The sequence below is a fragment of the Iningainema tapete BLCC-T55 genome (assembly GCF_014698965.1).
Taxonomy (GTDB): Bacteria; Cyanobacteriota; Cyanobacteriia; order Cyanobacteriales; family Nostocaceae; genus Iningainema; species Iningainema tapete.
Genome location: NZ_JACXAE010000021.1, coordinates 1 through 16,473, shown reverse-complemented (window position 1 = coordinate 16,473; position 16,473 = coordinate 1). Strand labels below are relative to the sequence as shown.

The following is a 16,473-nucleotide window of genomic DNA, read 5'->3' as shown; positions in this document are numbered from 1 at the left end:
CTATACTGGTAGTGATTTAAATCGGTTGAGGTAAGGAAAAGTAGAAGGTAGCACCCGCATTAACTGCCCCTTCAGCCCACACTTGTCCTCCGTGGCGATGGATGATGCGTTGAACATTTGCCAGTCCGATACCAGTACCTTCAAATTGTGAATCGCTGTGCAGGCGTTGAAAGATCCCAAACAGTTTTTGTGCGTACCGCATATCAAAGCCAATGCCATTGTCTCGCACGTAGAACACGATTTGATGCTCATCAAAAGTACTACCGATCGCAATTTCAGCACAATTTTGTAGGCGCGTGTATTTGATGGCGTTTTCTAGTAGGTTTCGTAACACTAATCGTAACATTGAAGGGTCACCTTGGACTTGGGGCAAAGTTTCAATTTGCCAACAAATTGTCCGTCCTTTTGTTTCTGGTTCTAAAGTAGATTGTACTTCTTTTACCAGTTGCGTCATATTAATTGACATCAAGCGCATTTCTGCACGCCCCATGCGAGAAAAGGCAAGTAAATCATCAATTAGCGTTCCGGCTTGTTTTGTAGTTTGAGTAATTGTTTTGAGATAATGTAAACTTTTTGCATCTAGGTTGGTTGAAGAAAGCCTTTTTTGGAGTAAATCTACAAATCCGGCTATATGGCGTAAGGGTGCGCGTAAATCGTGAGAAACTGAATAGGAGAAAGATTCTAGTTCTTTGTTTGCCGCTTCTAGTTGAGCAGTGCGCTGTTTAACTCGCTCTTCTAAACTTTCATTGAGTTGGCGAATTTCTGCTTGTGCTTGCTTAAGGCTAGTAATATCACTAATTATACCATCCCAAATCGTATCGCCGTTTTTTTGTCTTTCCGGTCGAGAATCACCTTGAATCCATTTCAGATTTCCAGACGGTGTAATAATTCGTCCTTCCCATTGCCAAGATTGTAATGTTTGCATTGAAGTGGCGATCGCCTGTTTTAAATAATCCAGATCTTCTGGATGAACTAATGCCCAAAGTTTAGCGCTATCAAGCTGAACTTCTTGTGGCTCTAACTCGAAAAATTCTCGACAACTAGGACTTATATAGGTGAAAGCATCAGTACCATCACTATGAACTACGTAGCGATATATTACTCCTGGTACATTATTTGCCAACGCTTGAAACCTAGCTTCACTTTGGCGCAGTTCTGTATCTATCCGCGCCTTCTCTACAGCCAACCATGTACGTTCTGCTACATGCTCCATTAGCGTCACATCTTCTGCTGACCAAACTCTTGGTTGCACATGATGCAGAACGAACAACGCCACGAAGCGCCCCTGCTTCACTAGGGGAACACATAATACCGCTCTAGTTTCGATGGCTGTAAACGCTACTTTTGATTCTGTTGTTCTGGGATCGGTAAGTACATCATTAATAACTAGTGTTTTGCCTTGTTTCAATAAGACGATAATTTCTGAACCAAAATCGTTTAAGCGATGCTTCCCCACGACGCTAACTACTCCATCACAGTAGTCACGCTCCACGATTACATGTTCTTGTTGAATGTCAATCTCTCCATAGGTACATCTAGTAGTAGCAAAATGCTTGCCCACGGCGCAGGCGATCGCCCACATAATTTCATTAGGATCATCTTGGGTACGGATTGCGTCATTCAACTGCACCAGAAATTTTTGTCGATCCCGCTCTGCTGATAATGCAAACAAAAGTAGGGTAAAAGGAATGTCTAAGCTGTTTTTTGCTTCTTCCATGAAGCCACCTTTAGCAAGAAAATCTCCACTCACTACCAACTTTTCCTTGCCATGAACAACACAAAATTTACTACCCTTAAATATTAAGCGATTTCCAACTACTGTGCCAACTAAATTTTTCCTGATTATACAGCAGATTTCAACTTAATGAAGTACAAAATACCCCACCCGCGCTACCGCGCACCCTCCCCGAAGATCGGGGAGGGTAGCTCGGGGTGTACTCCATTTATATGCAAAGTGCTGTATATGATCACCAATTTGTTCGCCGTAGGGACACAATCATATTTTGTCCCTACGTGTATGGCATTTAGAAGAGCGGCTATATTCGCTCACACTCATAACAACCCTTGATTTCGTAATTAAAAAATCTGCCAATAGATTCTGCTTGATGCAAATCTTCCCAAGTATCTTCGTCTACGTCCGCATACTGATAAACTGCACCATTATGAAACTCTACTTGTAAAATTTGTTGATCACTATCGTAGCCTACAGCTTTTGCCATTGATGAGTTAACTGGTAGCATTGCGATTGGTTCTTCAGCGTTTTTAAGTGTGGTAGTAGCAACTATCTCATTAAGTTGTTGTAGTCCCTCGTAAGCTTGTATCGGTGCGGGAATTTCCACCAGCTCGAATTCTTCCCCTTGATCGAGTAACAACTGCAAATGTCCGTCCGAGTGAGCGATCGCTACTACATTACTTAAGTCCAGTTTAGATAGCTTCATCTTATGGTACTCCGATAGGCTTTGATTGTGCAATTTGTTGAGAGGCGAAGATTTAAAATCTTTTGCTGCATCTTTTATAGTACAATTATACTATTTAAGAGTTTTGCAGTCAAGCTATGATTGAATCTTATTAACAGGTATGGATTTCTCAGTGAAATTACGCTAACATCTTTAGGCAAACTATTATCAGTCAAAAATACTCCTGTTGAAATATTTATTTCCTCCGGATGGGCGATGAATTGTTTAACCGCATCAAGGGATTATTAAAAATAGATAAAAAATTCTTGTTATAGTACGTGGATTGCGCAATTTAGCTATTGTTTAACACTCAGTAGCCATCAAGCTACTTATATCCCTATATGGCTCAAAACCGCAGATTGGACACCTTCTCGCTAGCCGCAGTTTTGGTGTCTGCACATTACGGCTTGGGGTTTCTCCTGGGAACCGCCGAGCAATCACTTACTTTCGGTGCAGCAGGCAGCCTATATGCTGTCTGTCTTAGCTTGGGTACAATAGCTCTTTTAGGACTAGCAAAGTTTTACTGGACACAAGAAGAGCAAATCTGGACACTGCTGGGTTCGAGTTATGGGAGTGGAGTAAAAATCCTCATCGGGTTGATGTCTTGGGCATCACTAATTGGGATTGAAGCCGTCCAAATAATTTCTGGAGCCTTTATTTTGAAGGTTTTAGGAGTACCAACGCTGCCAAGCATGGTTGGGTTGGCAATTTTGTTTACAATTGTTTCCTTGCTACCTGTGGAGAAAGCCAGTTGGATATTTCGCTCTTTACTGGTTGTGAATTTCTTGGCTCTGGTTTATGGACTTTGGGTATTGCACGGTTTAACGGAGTATGTGCGATCGCCTTTTGAGTTTACTACGTCCCTTGAACAAATAAGTTTACCGACAAGAGTGGGCATATCGCTGTCAACCATTCTACTGGTGATAGTGGATATGAGGTATCAACAACTTATTGTTCAAGCAAAGGATGTGAAGAGCTTGTATCAGGGCTGTATATTAGCGGCAATTTTGCTGCTTTTACTTGCCTTATTGCCTTCTGCGGTTGTGGTAGCAGCTTTAAAGGCAGGAATTTTGCCCGATGGAATTGATGGAAAAGAAATACTCCCATTTATCCTATCATGGATTGGCAGTGGCACTGACAAGCCTTTGGGTATTGCCCTGATTGCTTCCTTATTGGTTCCGGCGCTAGGAGTTGGTAGCACCATATTACGGGTGCAGAGCAAGACTGTATTGGACTTCAATATTTTACCAGCATCCAACTTTAATCGGCTGCTCATCGTTGTTGTCAACGCCCTGTTGAGTTTAGCCGTTGCTTTCAAGGGTGGTGAAATCATCAATTTAATTGTATTCTTTTATGCAGCCTATGTAGGGTCAGTGTTTGTTCCTTTTGTCGCTTACCTAATTGCTCAAACAGGACGGTATACCTTCTCAAAAATGGGTGTAAGGCTGTCTTTAATTATGAGCAGTATATCGGCAATGTCTGTGTTAATTTTAACTTTTATCAACCCTAATTTTACAGTTTTTGGCAGTACAGAACTGAACATTATGGGAATGGGAATTCTGTTTGGGATTTTAAGTTTATTCCTCGGTTCTATGATTGAGAAATATTCTAGTGCATAGTCAAGACTACGCACTATGATTGGATGAAATCAGCAACATCCGCTCCTCAATTGCCTGCCAAGTAGTGGGCGACACCCGCACTGCTGCTTCTTTGGATTGAATTATGAGGTAATTGGCATAGAGATAATTGTCCAGTGCTTTACTTTCTTCCTGAGATAAGTTAATCATTTCTGGAGTGAGATTGAAAGCATTGAGCCAAATTGTTTCAAGTCGTTCATCAAATGCCAGACGAATTTCCAGTGGTTGTTCATCATCAGGAGCTTGAACTTTCAGTGCTTCTAATTGAGCAATCAGCATCGTAAAGTTGACATTATTAAATATTTTTAATTTATCAAGTTCACGGGCGTAGGCGTAGGCTTGGGCGACAGCGTTGGCATTGGCATAAGCATAATCGTGGGTATGAGTAGAGGCGTAAGCATGAGCGTAGGCATAAGCATTAGTATAAGCGATGGCGTAAGCGTAGGTGATGGCGCTGGCGTAAGCGTTAGCGATCGCGATCGCAATGGTGATAGTGTTGGCATGGGCATTGGTATTGGCGATGGCGTTGGCGATGGCAACTGCACGTTTACCCACAAGATTAAAGTTACCTTCCGATCCAGTTGTTACCTTTTCTACCCAGCTTAATAAATTTTGCAACTTGAGTGTGTTGATGTACTTTTGTGCTTCTTTTTCCATCTGTAACAGCAAATCATCTGCACCACCATCCATTAATCCTGCTACTAGTAAAAACACCTCTTGCCAACGTTTATCTTTAAGGTGTTCTACAACCAACTTCTCAATTTGACGATGATCATCTATGTATTTTGCTGTTAAATATTCCTGTAAAGTCAAATGAGAAAATGAATAAACATCCCTTGCCCGTTCTACTAAAATTCCTTGCTGAATAGCTATGGCATCTAGAACCGCCCCAGCTTCTAAGTTTGGTGCATTATCATTACTAGCCAAAAACTCTGTAATTTGACTTACAACTTCTTGTTGAGATAAAAATAGTCTATCTACTTCAAAGCCTCTATATGCTATCTCAGATAGCATAATTTTCTCCAAATCAATACCAATATCACGATAAATAGGTTCACCTTGAATCCTTTTTTCAGCTACCCATTTTCTGAGAAATATATCTAAAGCATCACTATAAAGCGTAGACCTATTTTTAGGAAAATCTTGATACTCGTCGTAAACTAAACATAGGAAAGTTAGCAGCAAAGGAGTTTTTGCAAGTTCTTTGGTTGCTTCATATTCCGCTTTGTTCAGTAAATTCCAACACTTTTCAGATGTGCCAACTTTTTTATCTACCTCTGAGAAAAACCAATTTTGAATAAACTGCTGTATTTGAGTATCGTCAAAATCTGCAATCACAGCTTCGCTAAACTGCTGAAAACTCCGGCGATAAGCAGCAGTTCGACAGGAAGTGATAAATCTATTTTTGTTGTACTGCTCAACAAAATCTTGAATTTTTCTAACAGCCCAATCAATATTCTTTGTTGCCACTTCATCCAAACCATCAAGCAAAATTAATAACCTGCCTTGCTGCAAAGCTTTGGTCGTAAACTCTTCAAAAAATGGCAACTGACACGAGCGAAATTCTTGTCTAATTACTTCTTCTATATTGATTTCTCTGTCAGCAAATTGTTTTAGTTCAATAAAAACTGGAATACATTCATGCTGAAACTTACGTCTATTACCTTTAAGTGCTTCTAATCCTATCTTCCGCAAAAATGTAGACTTGCCTGCCCCTGGTGCGCCAAGTATCATGAGAAATTTTTGCTGATTTGCTACTGCTATGCCATCTTGTTTATCAGCGTATTTGACCTGAAATCCGCGTTTGCCTGCTTGACGGTAAAGTTCTTGTAAGGCTTGAATTGACTCAAATCGCCAGATTTCTGATGGTAGCAAACATTGTACAATGTAGATTGAATCCAAATCTACAGGTTTGTGCATTCCTAGTATTTGCAGCTTGTTGTGGCTCTTGTGATAGTTGATAATGTATTGCTCGGATGCCAGAGAAATTAATTTTTTGATTTTCTCTTCTATTGGACGGTCAAGTATGTTTATATAGAGGTTAGCAAGATGGTTAAGCGCTTCATCTGGTACTATTTCTGGCAGCGCAATCAATTGATCTAGTCTAACACGGTTAACTTCTGGTAGTTCTAATGAGCGCACAATTGCATCAGCTGAACCTTCCACAACCACAACTGGACTGAGTCCAACTCCGGAAGTTTTCAAAGAGAGATTTTGGAGCGATTGAATAGTATCACCAACAACAGAGGCAAGCTGGCTCTTTCGCCTATCAATTAACGCTTGTCGGTAAACCTCGTATGATGGGAACTGCTTGGGTTCAAGCGGTGAATTGCTCGCATTTGTTCTAATTTGGTTTTCCACGCCCAAACTCATGATCGCACGAATTACCTCATCTCCTCGCGCAGAAGTCAGAACTTGCTCAAGCAAGGGATCGATTTTGGCAATCTGGCTTTCGTTGAGATTCATAGCGCTGCTGTTACCTGAACTAAACCTTTACCTTGACGGTTGCTGTCTTGTCCCAAGTCTTTACAAGTAGAAAGCACTGCGTCGAATAAATGCCCTACCGTAATTTGTTTATTATATTTCTCTAAGATTAACGCGGCAATACCAGAAACGATAGGGGTTGCCATCGAAGTTCCGTCCCAAGCTTCATAACCACCACCTTCAACTGATGAATACACTCCTTGCCCAGGCGCAACTAAATAAGGGACGTTATAAAGATGGTGATTGATAGATATCGTGCCACTACCACTAAAATAAGCAACTTTACCATTAAAGTTTGTCGCACCCACCGAAACTGCGCCTCTACAGTTTGCTGGTGCATTAGTTCTGTTAATGCCATCATTGCCAGCAGCGCAAACAGGAAGTATTCCCACTGCTAACAAGGTATCAATCAAATCACTAATTTCATCGAAATATATGGGAATGCCAGCTGAGATGTTAACAATATTCACATCTAGCCGAGTACCTAGCCATTCCAGCCACAATATTAAGTCTGATAAGTTACCAATACCACGAGGGATCAGTACACTGTTGATCAAATTGGTTTCTGGTGCAACGCCAACCTGCTGACCGCAAATTAGTCCGGCTACGTGCGTACCATGACCATCAGTATCTTGGCAAGGTATTGACTGGATTTGCCGTAATCTGATATTAAAACTATATGATTCGACTACTTTACCTTGCAATTCTGGGTGAGTGTCGTTTATTCCAGTGTCGAGAATAGCAACAGTGATATTTTTGCCTGTACCTGTAAATCCCTGTTGACGCGCTTTGTTGAGAGCAATCGCATCTAAATGCCACAAATCGGCTGCCGTAACTTTATCTTTAGTACCAGCCACATTCCTTTCTGGTTGGATCAACTCAATTGGTTGATCGCGTAATACTATAGCTTTAGGCAACTCCCGTCGTAGCCTTTGAGCTTCTTCATCGGGCATTTCTACAACAGTTGCACCAGTAATACCTGAGTAATCTGGGTACTTTGAGATTTCTTCTGCATCTTCTAGCCAATGTTCTATTTCTCTGTATACTGGATCTTCTTGCCAAAAATTAACTACTTCCGCAACTTGTGCTGGACGACTTTCTGGTGTAAAATTTCGGGATTGCAGTTTTAGCGATCGCGCTACTGAAGTTGTTTGGGGACGAATAATATAAACGCTCATCAAATACTATTTATAACCCTTAATTTACAAATTAATATGGTAGATATCATCCCTGCCAAAGAAATACAGCTTATTTCAACTTATATTTACTATGATATAGCGATTTTCAATTGAATGCGATTTCCTCTTTTCTTAATCACAATTACCGAGTCTATCGATAGAAAGATGAATTTATCCTCAAAGCTTTGATGATGAGAGGGAGGATTAGTGTGTAACAAAGACATCGCTATAAACTTCCTTCAAAAGTACTATTATGGAACGCATTACATATTTAGGAATTGGTATCATGGGCAGTGGCATGGCAACCAACTTGCTCAAAGCGGGGTATCCAGTCACGGTTTGGAATCGCAATCCAGAATCCTGTCAGCCTCTGGTGGAAAAAGGTGCAACACAAGCACAAACACCTGCACAAGCCGTTGAGAATGCTGAAGCGATTATGTACTGTCTTGCAAATGACAATGCAGTTGAAGAGGTTGTCTTTGGGCAAAATGGTATTTTATCGAACGTGAAATCGGGACAAATTGCGATCGACATGAGTACTGTTCATCCCGACACATCCCGTCGAGAAGCCGCAGCTTATGCCGAAAAGCAAGTTGAATTTCTCGATGCTCCCGTTTTCGGTAGTAAAAATGAATCCGCTACCGGGGGATTGTGGATTGTTGTCGGTGGCAAGCGGGATGTATTTGAGCGAGTCAAACCGATTTTGGAGCCTTTAAGCGAAACTGTACACTACCTGGGCGACACAGGTAAAGGGGCATCGATGAAACTCGTCGGCAACTCGATTGTCGCAACCCAGATTGAAGCGTTGGGGGAAGCATTGATTCTGGCAACCAAAGCTGGTTTGAATCCGAAAGACGTTCTTGATGTGCTGCATGTGGTGGATTTTCGCTCTCCGATTTTTGATGGTGTGGGCAACATGCTAGTGAATCGCGATTTTACGCCGCATTTCGCGTTAAAAAATTTGCTCAAAGATGCTAATTTGATTGCTCGATTTGCCCAAGATTTGAACTCTCCAACACCTGCCGCTGCTATTGTGCGAGAAACCATCAAAGTGGCAGTAAATCAAGGGTGGGGGGAAGAAAATGCTTCTGCTCTCATCAAAGCGCTGGAGTTAGAAGCGGGAGTAACCGTTGAATCTTCGGTAAAAGCATTCTGATTAAGATCAGATTTGATATTATATCACTCAAAAGCGATTTTTAGAAAGAAAAGTACCCTGTTGGTGAATGGCTCATTTAACTGGACAATGCTTAGGTAGCCTATCTGTACGAAAGCCATGACTAGAGAGAAGCCTTTAATTATTAACTTTGCCAGCGACAAATCAATTTTACAAATCAGTCCAATTCTGCCAATTCTTTCTAGTCAAAAAGCATCCTGGAACGGAATCCAAATCGGTTATTACCAGTACCCTGCTGCATTTGAAACACCTGAGCATTGTTTTTCACAGCACTTTATGACTATTCACCTCAATCACGCCACAGTTGTGAAAGAACAAGTGCTAGATGGTCGTCTTCAATGCGATCGCTTTAGAGATGGCGATATCTGTTTAACACCTGCAACTGCCCCTGTATCAGTCCGCTTACAGGATTCATGCGAATTGATTTGCCTGTATCTTGAGCCTACATTTATGACGCGGATTACTGCTGAAGTCGCTGATGTCGATCGCCTTGAAGTCGTGCCGCAGTTCAAGTTAAATGATCCACTCATCTACCAGATTGGGATCGCTCTTAAAGTAAAGCTTGAGTCCAAGGGAGTTTGCGATCGCCTTTATGCAGAGTCAATGGCAACGGCAATTTCCGCTCACTTGGTACAATACTACTCGACTTCTAAGCCCAAAATTCGCAGTTACTCCAACGGATTACCGCAAGCTAGATTGCGACAGGCAACTGAATACATTTATGAACATTTAGCACAGAATCCCAGCCTAACTGAAATGGCTCAAATGGTGCAGATGAGTCCTTATTACTTTAGTCGTTTGTTCAAACAATCTACAGGGCTAACCCCGCATCAATATTTGATTAAATGTCGGATTGAGCAAGCAAAACGGTTACTCAAGACCACAAATTTGTCGATCGCAAAAATTGCTCAACAGGTCGGTTTTGTGGATCAAAGCCACCTTACCCGCCACTTCAAACGCCATGTTGGGGTTCCGCCCAGTCAGTTTCCTTAAATTGCAAGAATGTACCGACAAAAAGCATGATTATCCAAGACAGTGAAACTTACTTCCTGATAAACTTCTTAACAATAGATTTTGGTTTAGCTTAACCAGAAAAATTAAGGAGGCTTAAACAATGATCGATGCTGAGCCGAACACAGACAAGAAGATGATTGATCTGTTCACCTCTGTCCAGCTTGGACCTTATTTATTACCAAACCGAATAGTCATGGCACCGATGACTCGGCTACGAGCGATCGAAAGCATTCCACAATCCTTGATGGCAACCTATTACACTCAGCGGGCATCCGCAGGTCTGATCGTCACGGAATGTACAATGGTTTCACCCATGAGTAACGGGTATATGAACTGTCCGGGTATTTATTCGCCAGAACAGATTAAGGGATGGCAGGAGGTAACAGACGCGGTACACAATGCAGGCGGAAAGATTTTCCTACAATTGTGGCATTGTGGGAGAATTTCGCATCCATCGCTGTTAGAAGGAAAGCAGCCTGTTGCACCTAGCGCGATCGCTCCTGTCGGTGAACTTCACACTCCAGTTGGGAAAGTTGCCATGGAAACGCCTCGCGCTCTAGAAAAGCATGAAATCTCTGAGATCGTTGAGCAGTTTCGCTCCGGTGCTGAGAATGCTTATCAGGCTGGATTTGATGGCGTTGAACTGCATGGCGCATTCGGTTATCTGATTGACCAGTTTCTTCAAGACGGTTCAAATCAACGAACTGATGAGTACGGTGGCTCAATTGAAAATCGAGCCAGATTTCTGCTGGAGGTAGTGGAAGCGGTTTCCAGCGTTTGGGGAGCAGACCGAGTTGGCATTAAGCTTTCACCCAGTAACACCTTCTATGGCATGATTGACTCAAATCCCAAAGCCACTTTTGCTTATGTGCTTGAAGCACTCAATCCTATTGGGTTAGCCTATGTTCATTTAATGGAACCGAACGAAATAGATTTGAAAAATCGAGATGTGCTCAATCCTGTGACTCCTTTGTTTCGTCCCATCTATCAGGGAACACTGATTGCCAACGGGAACTACACTCAGGAAACAGCGAATGCTGCTCTAGTCAAGGGTGATGCCGAGCTCGTTTCCTTTGGAAAGTTATTCTTGGCAAACCCAGACTTACCAAGACGTTTTCAGCTAAACGCACCGTTGAATGAACCCAATCCCAAAACGTTTTACGGCGCTGGTGAGAAGGGATATACGGACTATCCTTTCCTGGAACAAGCAGCGAGTTGAATTAATATAGACAGTAATACATTCATCGGGCAGCCTTTCCTGCTCGCCCGATAAATCAAGCCTACTTTAAGTATCATAAATCATCAAATTAGGTTTTGATTTTTAGTTTTCACTCGCCCATACAACTCCTGCATTACTTCAATAAAGGAATTATCCTTTTGCCAGAAAGCCGGAAAATCTCCCTGTTTTTTAATTACAATTGCTGATACACCGCTTTGAGTTGGGACTTCTATTGTTTGGGGTAAGCGTTTTGTGCCTAACCAAAATTCTCTGGCTGTTGGCTTTTGGTCAATTGTTTGCTTGGACAGTTTCGTATAGAATGAGGTTGAGGGTTCTAGGGCAATTTCTTTAGCATTAAGTTCATCTGATAGTATTTTACCTAAGGGCGATTCCGCTAGTTTTGCTTGCAGTTCTGTTTTGGATATTCCCCGCAGTTCAAACAGTAGAAATGGGTTATGATCTAGTTGGGAAGCAACTAAGTAATAGACTCCGGCGATGTGTTTGCAGGGGTTGGCTGAGTCTGGACAAGAGCAGCTTGTTTTGAAGTCGTTTCTGCTCTGGGGTAATAGGTGTAGTCCTAATTCGGAGAAGGTTTGTTCGATGTTTTCTGGTACTTCGTTGAGTAGGAGTCGGGAAACTATGCTGGCTTTGGATGACAGTTTTTCTATGGCTTGTTTCCAGTTTGTTTTGGCTATGGGTGTAATTTTTATGGAAATGTTGTAAGTGGGTTCTTTGTAGACGCCAAAGTAGGGGTTGACTGAGCCTTTTACTTTGGCTGTGATGTGATTTTGCTCGATTTCAAAGTTTAGTACTTTTCCACCGCTGGCGTAGGATCTTCCGCGTTGTAGTCTGTTTTCGTCGGTGAATGCTTCTAGTGCTTTGATGAAGCGATCGCCCCACCATGTTCTACTAAATTTTGCCATACATTTAACCTTTTAAAAAAGTTAATTTTTTGATAAAAACCACAGATGGACACAGATGGACACAGATGAATTATCTGTGTTAATCTGTGTGTATCTGTGGTTCCTTTTACTCCAGTATTGCATTTTTATTTAGTGCTATTAGTTGTTTGAAGGCTTCGTTGTCTAGTTCTGTTAGCCAGGTTTCGTCGCTTCCTACTACTGTGGAGGAGAGTTTTTTCTTGTCTTCGATCATTTGATCTATGCGTTCTTCTAGGGTGCCGATGGCGACGAATTTATGGACGAAGACGTTCTTTTTTTGACCGATGCGGAATGCGCGATCGGTTGCTTGGTTTTCGACGGCTGGGTTCCACCAGCGATCAAAGTGGAAGACGTGGTTGGCTTTGGTGAGGGTGATGCCTACGCCGCCTGCTTTGAGGGATAGTATAAATACTGAGGGTTCTGTGTCTGGTTGTTGGAATTCTTCGATCATTTTTTCTCGGCGGTTACGGGTGGTTCCGCCGTGGAGGTAGTATGTGTTGCAGTGTAGGGTGTGTTTTATGTGTTTTTCTATGTTTTCGCATACTTCGGTGAATTGGCTGAAGATGAGTAGGCTTTCTCCTTCGGATATTGCTTCGTCTACCATGGATGCTAGGCGGCTGAGTTTATGGGAGCGCTCTGGGGAAAATTCGCTGCCGTCTTGTAGGAATTGGGCTGGGTGGTTGCAAATTTGCTTCAATTTCATTAGTGTGGAGAGTATCAGTCCTTTGCGTTGAATTCCTTCTGTTTCTTGCAGTTTTTCTTCGACTTCTTTGATGACTACTTCGTAGAGGGATGCTTGTTCTTTGGTGAGGTTGGTGTATAATTTTTGCTCTACTTTGTCTGGTAAATCGCTGATGATTGATTGATCTGTTTTGACTCTGCGCAGGATTAGGGGTTCAACTAGTTTTTTGAGTGTGACTGATTTTACTCTGTCGTTTTCTTTTTGAATGGGTATCTCGAAGGATTTGCGAAACTGTGCTTCTTTACCAAGGTAGCCTGGATTGAGAAAGTTAAAAATTGACCAAAGATCGAGTAAGCGGTTTTCTACTGGTGTTCCAGTTAAGGCAAGTCTGTGTTTTGCTGATATTTTGAGTATAGCTTTGGTTTGGGCTGTTTTGGGATTTTTGATGTTTTGCGCTTCATCGATGACAATCCGTTGCCACTCGACGCTGGTAAGTAGTTTCTCGTCTTTACGAGCTAGGGTAAAGGAGGTAATGACTACATCATGTTGTTGACAGGCGGCTTTGAAGTGCGGGTTTTGAAGGCGATCGCTTCCATGATGCACTATAGTTTTTAAATGCGGTGCAAATTTGGCAATTTCTTTCTGCCAATTTCCTACTACTGAAGTGGGGGCAATGAGTAGTGTAGGCAACAAGAAGTCAAGTAATTCCCTCTCCTGCACGAGTCTGGCAATCACTTGCACCGATTTACCCAAGCCCATATCGTCTGCTAGACAGCCATTTAATCCCAAGCGTTCTAGATATTGCAACCATGATACACCACGCTTTTGGTACTCTCGCAGGTTGCCTTGTAACTGTGGTAGGTGAGAAACTGGTTCTAGCTGGCTTTTGTCTTGCAACTTTGCCATCATTTCTGATAAAGCTTCGTCATGTTCAATTTCCCACTCTTCTCCCGCTTCGGCATTACGTTGCAGTAATTCTAGCAGCGTCATTTCTGGTTGCTCATCGTTGTTTGACTGCCAGAATTCCAGTAACTGTTGCATCTTATCTCGGTCTAATTCTATCCACTGACCGCGAAAATGCACTAGGGGTGTCTTGGCTTTGATGAGTTGTTCCCACTCTTGTGGGGTTACTTGTTGGTTGCCGATCGCCAGTTCATACTCATACTGTACCAGGGAGTCTATACCAAAATAACTTTTTGTCTTGCTTTTAGTTGCCGAGAGTTTGCTTGCGGATGCTTTGAGTTTAATTTTGGCACGACGACGACCCGCAGGGGTATACCAAGCTGGTACAATTACTTTGAATCCTGCGTCTTCTAGAACCCAAGCACTTTCTTTAAGAAAGTCAAACGCTTCTTCTAAAGTAATTTGCATTCCAATAGGGCGATCAGTTTCCAATCCCTGCCATAATTTAGGATACATTCGTGCTGCGTATCCCAAATTTAAAAGCAGATTAGTTTCAAAGTCTTTGCCAAATACACTAGCCCCTTCTTTCTTTTTCCAGTAGTCAGTTAGTGCTAGCTTCAGTGAGGGATCTTGTTTGCTTGCTACCAGAAACTGTATTTGCCAGTTGTCGATATTTTCTGGGCTAGCGGAGTGCAACTGGAAGCACAGATAAAAGGAAGAGTCGCTTTGGGTGCGGGTAATTTTATTTTTCCATGTTAACCACTGTTGATATTCTTCTAAAGCATCATCGGTAGTGCCTGGTTTGTGGCGGTGGGGATAAAAGCAATGGTAAATTAGCGAATCGGTAATTTGTTTGTCAAAGGCAGCAGTCGAGGGTGTGTGAGTTACTATGTTGTTAAGCAGGCATTCCGAAAAGTGACGTAAAAGTGTTTCTCGATCAAAAAACTCCACTGAATCATTGGCTACTACTGAACCTGCAACACAAATCAGCGGCATGTATTCTATGTACTTTTTTATATTTGATTCATATGCAAAAGAAATAATTTCCCAAGTAGGGTAGATTTCAAATTGCTGCACAGTCTGTCGCTTACTTCTTTTCTGAGCTTTAGTTGCTTCTAATAGCCGATATTTCAGCGCTGGAATATATTCGTCTTTAAAAATTACTTGCTTAAAAGCTTGCGTGTAGTGATACCAAAACAATAAATCTGAACCTAGTTGCACTTCTCCAGAGTTATATAACGCTAAAAAGTGTATATCATTGAGGAGTTTAATAGCGTTAATAGCTTTCGCTGGTTGTGAATCAGCTTTGACAGAAACTACCGCTTCATAGCAATCTACCTTCCAGTATTCAAACCCCTCATAGTCTTCAGGAATTTCGACTTCTAAATACTTGGATAATTCTGGTGAGGGTAAGGGTTGACTATTGGCAGTCGGTAAGGCAAAGTATTGAGGGGATATACGTTGTGTTAATGTACTTGCTGGTTCTTTGATTCCTAACTCCTGCACTAAAAAAGTTGCTAATTCATCCTGCACTAGAGTTCCAGGGTGAATTCGTTGGTTGTTAGTGCGGCTTTTTTGCTGCCCAGGAATTTCTACCCAGATATAAAAAGAACCTGGCTGAATAAAATTAGGTTCGGCATTCGGTATCCAAGTACCATGAAGCACTTTCATAGCTTAATACCTCTGGATTAGTTGAAGATTATAGCATAGGAATACTGTATCAGAATCTTGGGTAATCAGTACTAAAAATCCTCTTATTATCAGTTAAAATCCGGTTCCTGGCATATAAGTGGCTTAATTCGTCATTATTGATACAAATAATACGAGTTTGTACTTTTACAAGTGTAACTCGATCAAATAACCGTAAAAACATGTACGCAAAACATGTTATTCTTGTTTGGAGGTTCGAGATTAATTTTTTTAGACTGTTTGTTTTAGTTTGTCTCAAAGCAGTTTGGGAGCATATACACTAGTTTTAGATCAGCGAATGAAACAACAAAAAACTCGACGCAATCGGGGCGTTATACTCACCCTTAAAGGCTGGGATAAGCTCCAATCTGCGAAAGCCGAAGCTGAGTGGGAAGAGAATGGTGGAAACAATTTTACTTTAGAAGAACTGAGCGATCGCACTCATTTAGCTCTCCACACTATCTCTAAGATACTGGGGAGATCCGGAGCATCCCAGTTTTTTGCAAAGAGCGCGAAAATCAGTCAGAATAAGTAAGACGAGTGTATTTACATACCAATGACCCCAGAACAAAAGCAAGCTCTTCAAGAACATATTCAGGCGATCGCTAAAATACTATACGAAGATGAAGATACGTCACCAGAAAAACTAACAAGCCTTGCTGGAATTGAAGAAGCAGTGAGGAGTCAAATGCAGCTATCTCGTCATGCCAGAAGTAGGTTTTTTTTTATCGAAAAGGTTACAGGTACAAGGGCAGGGTATCAAAGACGACTGAAAAGTATTTTGGGAGAATTGCCAATAACAAGCAAGCAGGCGCAGCAATTGGAAGTCCCAAACAGTAATCAATGGAGTCCGTATCTGGAACTTTGCTGTCTACGGGTGAGTGCCAATGTCAGTTATGAAAATGCAGCATCAGATATTGAGTATTTTACAGGTGTGCAAGTTTCGCGCAGCACTCAGCAACGATTGGTGCATCGCCAGAACTTTGAATTGCCGATGCAAGAAGACACGGTTGAAGAATTGGTAGTGGTAAATATGTAGTGATAATTGAACTACAAGGGCATGTTGCATTATAGTGGTGGATAAAATACCAAATGG

General features: G+C 41.8%; 11 protein-coding genes and 1 pseudogene. 6 read left to right on the top strand and 6 right to left on the bottom strand.

All coding sequences use genetic code 11. The features are described 5' to 3' along the window. Positions 1 to 16: 16 nt before the first annotated feature. Positions 17 to 1,750 carry an ATP-binding protein gene (locus tag ICL16_RS04320; RefSeq protein ID WP_190825663.1) on the bottom strand — a complete coding sequence of 578 codons (1,734 nt, stop codon included), beginning with the start codon at positions 1,748 to 1,750 and terminating at the stop codon, positions 17 to 19. 286 nt (positions 1,751 to 2,036) lie between these two features. After that, positions 2,037 to 2,438 carry a KTSC domain-containing protein gene (locus ICL16_RS04315; RefSeq protein ID WP_190825662.1) on the bottom strand — a complete coding sequence of 134 codons (402 nt, stop codon included), beginning with the start codon at positions 2,436 to 2,438 and terminating at the stop codon, positions 2,037 to 2,039. A gap of 359 nt (positions 2,439 to 2,797) precedes the next feature. On the opposite strand from ICL16_RS04315, the gene ICL16_RS04310 reads away from it, so the two are divergent. Further along, on the top strand, positions 2,798 to 4,075 hold the full coding sequence (locus ICL16_RS04310) for an SLC5/6 family protein (RefSeq protein WP_190825661.1): 1,278 nt from the start codon (positions 2,798 to 2,800) through the stop codon (positions 4,073 to 4,075). A 6-nt stretch (positions 4,076 to 4,081) separates the two neighbouring features. Here the strand turns inward: ICL16_RS04310 and ICL16_RS04305 are convergent, their stop codons facing one another. Both ICL16_RS04305 and ICL16_RS04300 read right to left on the bottom strand, forming a co-directional pair. Continuing rightward, positions 4,082 to 6,559 (bottom strand): NACHT domain-containing protein, encoded by a 2,478-nt coding sequence (locus ICL16_RS04305; protein ID WP_190825660.1) that lies wholly within the window; start codon positions 6,557 to 6,559, stop codon positions 4,082 to 4,084. Beyond that, positions 6,556 to 7,755 carry a S8 family peptidase gene (locus ICL16_RS04300; protein WP_190825659.1) on the bottom strand — a complete coding sequence of 400 codons (1,200 nt, stop codon included), beginning with the start codon at positions 7,753 to 7,755 and terminating at the stop codon, positions 6,556 to 6,558. Before ICL16_RS04300 ends, ICL16_RS04305 begins: the two co-directional genes overlap by 4 nt. A gap of 253 nt (positions 7,756 to 8,008) precedes the next feature. On the opposite strand from ICL16_RS04300, the gene ICL16_RS04295 reads away from it, so the two are divergent. The 3 genes from ICL16_RS04295 to ICL16_RS04285 all read left to right on the top strand — a co-directional run bounded on the left by ICL16_RS04295 (position 8,009) and on the right by ICL16_RS04285 (position 11,162). Then, complete coding sequence (locus tag ICL16_RS04295) at positions 8,009 to 8,911, top strand: NAD(P)-dependent oxidoreductase (RefSeq protein WP_190825658.1); 903 nt, start codon at positions 8,009 to 8,011, stop codon at positions 8,909 to 8,911. Between the two features lie 117 nt (positions 8,912 to 9,028). After that, positions 9,029 to 9,922, top strand: a complete 894-nt coding sequence (locus tag ICL16_RS04290; RefSeq protein ID WP_190825657.1) for a helix-turn-helix domain-containing protein — start codon at positions 9,029 to 9,031, stop codon at positions 9,920 to 9,922. Between the two features lie 121 nt (positions 9,923 to 10,043). After that, positions 10,044 to 11,162 (top strand): alkene reductase, encoded by a 1,119-nt coding sequence (locus ICL16_RS04285; protein WP_190825656.1) that lies wholly within the window; start codon positions 10,044 to 10,046, stop codon positions 11,160 to 11,162. An 83-nt stretch (positions 11,163 to 11,245) separates the two neighbouring features. Here the strand turns inward: ICL16_RS04285 and ICL16_RS04280 are convergent, their stop codons facing one another. Both ICL16_RS04280 and ICL16_RS04275 read right to left on the bottom strand, forming a co-directional pair. After that, positions 11,246 to 12,085, bottom strand: coding sequence for an SWIM zinc finger family protein (locus ICL16_RS04280; RefSeq protein ID WP_190825655.1), 840 nt, complete (start codon positions 12,083 to 12,085; stop codon positions 11,246 to 11,248). Between the two features lie 106 nt (positions 12,086 to 12,191). Beyond that, positions 12,192 to 15,359 (bottom strand): DEAD/DEAH box helicase, encoded by a 3,168-nt coding sequence (locus tag ICL16_RS04275; RefSeq protein WP_190825654.1) that lies wholly within the window; start codon positions 15,357 to 15,359, stop codon positions 12,192 to 12,194. 316 nt (positions 15,360 to 15,675) lie between these two features. On the opposite strand from ICL16_RS04275, the gene ICL16_RS04270 reads away from it, so the two are divergent. Both ICL16_RS04270 and ICL16_RS04265 read left to right on the top strand, forming a co-directional pair. Then, positions 15,676 to 15,912 (top strand): hypothetical protein, encoded by a 237-nt coding sequence (locus tag ICL16_RS04270; protein WP_238360597.1) that lies wholly within the window; start codon positions 15,676 to 15,678, stop codon positions 15,910 to 15,912. A 21-nt stretch (positions 15,913 to 15,933) separates the two neighbouring features. Then, positions 15,934 to 16,404 (top strand): annotated as a pseudogene (locus ICL16_RS04265) (ISKra4 family transposase); the annotation flags it as partial. Between the last annotated feature and the right edge of the window lie 69 nt (positions 16,405 to 16,473).

Bases quoted from the DNA above. Each gene is read 5' to 3' on its own strand.
- ICL16_RS04295 (WP_190825658.1), top strand. From the start codon at position 8,009: ATGGAACGCATTACATATTTAGGAATTGGTATCATGGGCAGTGGCATG.
- ICL16_RS04315 (WP_190825662.1), bottom strand. From the start codon at position 2,438: ATGAAGCTATCTAAACTGGACTTAAGTAATGTAGTAGCGATCGCTCAC.
- ICL16_RS04275 (WP_190825654.1), bottom strand. From the start codon at position 15,359: ATGAAAGTGCTTCATGGTACTTGGATACCGAATGCCGAACCTAATTTT.
- ICL16_RS04285 (WP_190825656.1), top strand. From the start codon at position 10,044: ATGATCGATGCTGAGCCGAACACAGACAAGAAGATGATTGATCTGTTC.
- ICL16_RS04300 (WP_190825659.1), bottom strand. From the start codon at position 7,755: ATGAGCGTTTATATTATTCGTCCCCAAACAACTTCAGTAGCGCGATCG.
- ICL16_RS04280 (WP_190825655.1), bottom strand. From the start codon at position 12,085: ATGGCAAAATTTAGTAGAACATGGTGGGGCGATCGCTTCATCAAAGCA.
- ICL16_RS04305 (WP_190825660.1), bottom strand. From the start codon at position 6,559: ATGAATCTCAACGAAAGCCAGATTGCCAAAATCGATCCCTTGCTTGAG.
- ICL16_RS04290 (WP_190825657.1), top strand. From the start codon at position 9,029: ATGACTAGAGAGAAGCCTTTAATTATTAACTTTGCCAGCGACAAATCA.
- ICL16_RS04310 (WP_190825661.1), top strand. From the start codon at position 2,798: ATGGCTCAAAACCGCAGATTGGACACCTTCTCGCTAGCCGCAGTTTTG.
- ICL16_RS04270 (WP_238360597.1), top strand. From the start codon at position 15,676: ATGAAACAACAAAAAACTCGACGCAATCGGGGCGTTATACTCACCCTT.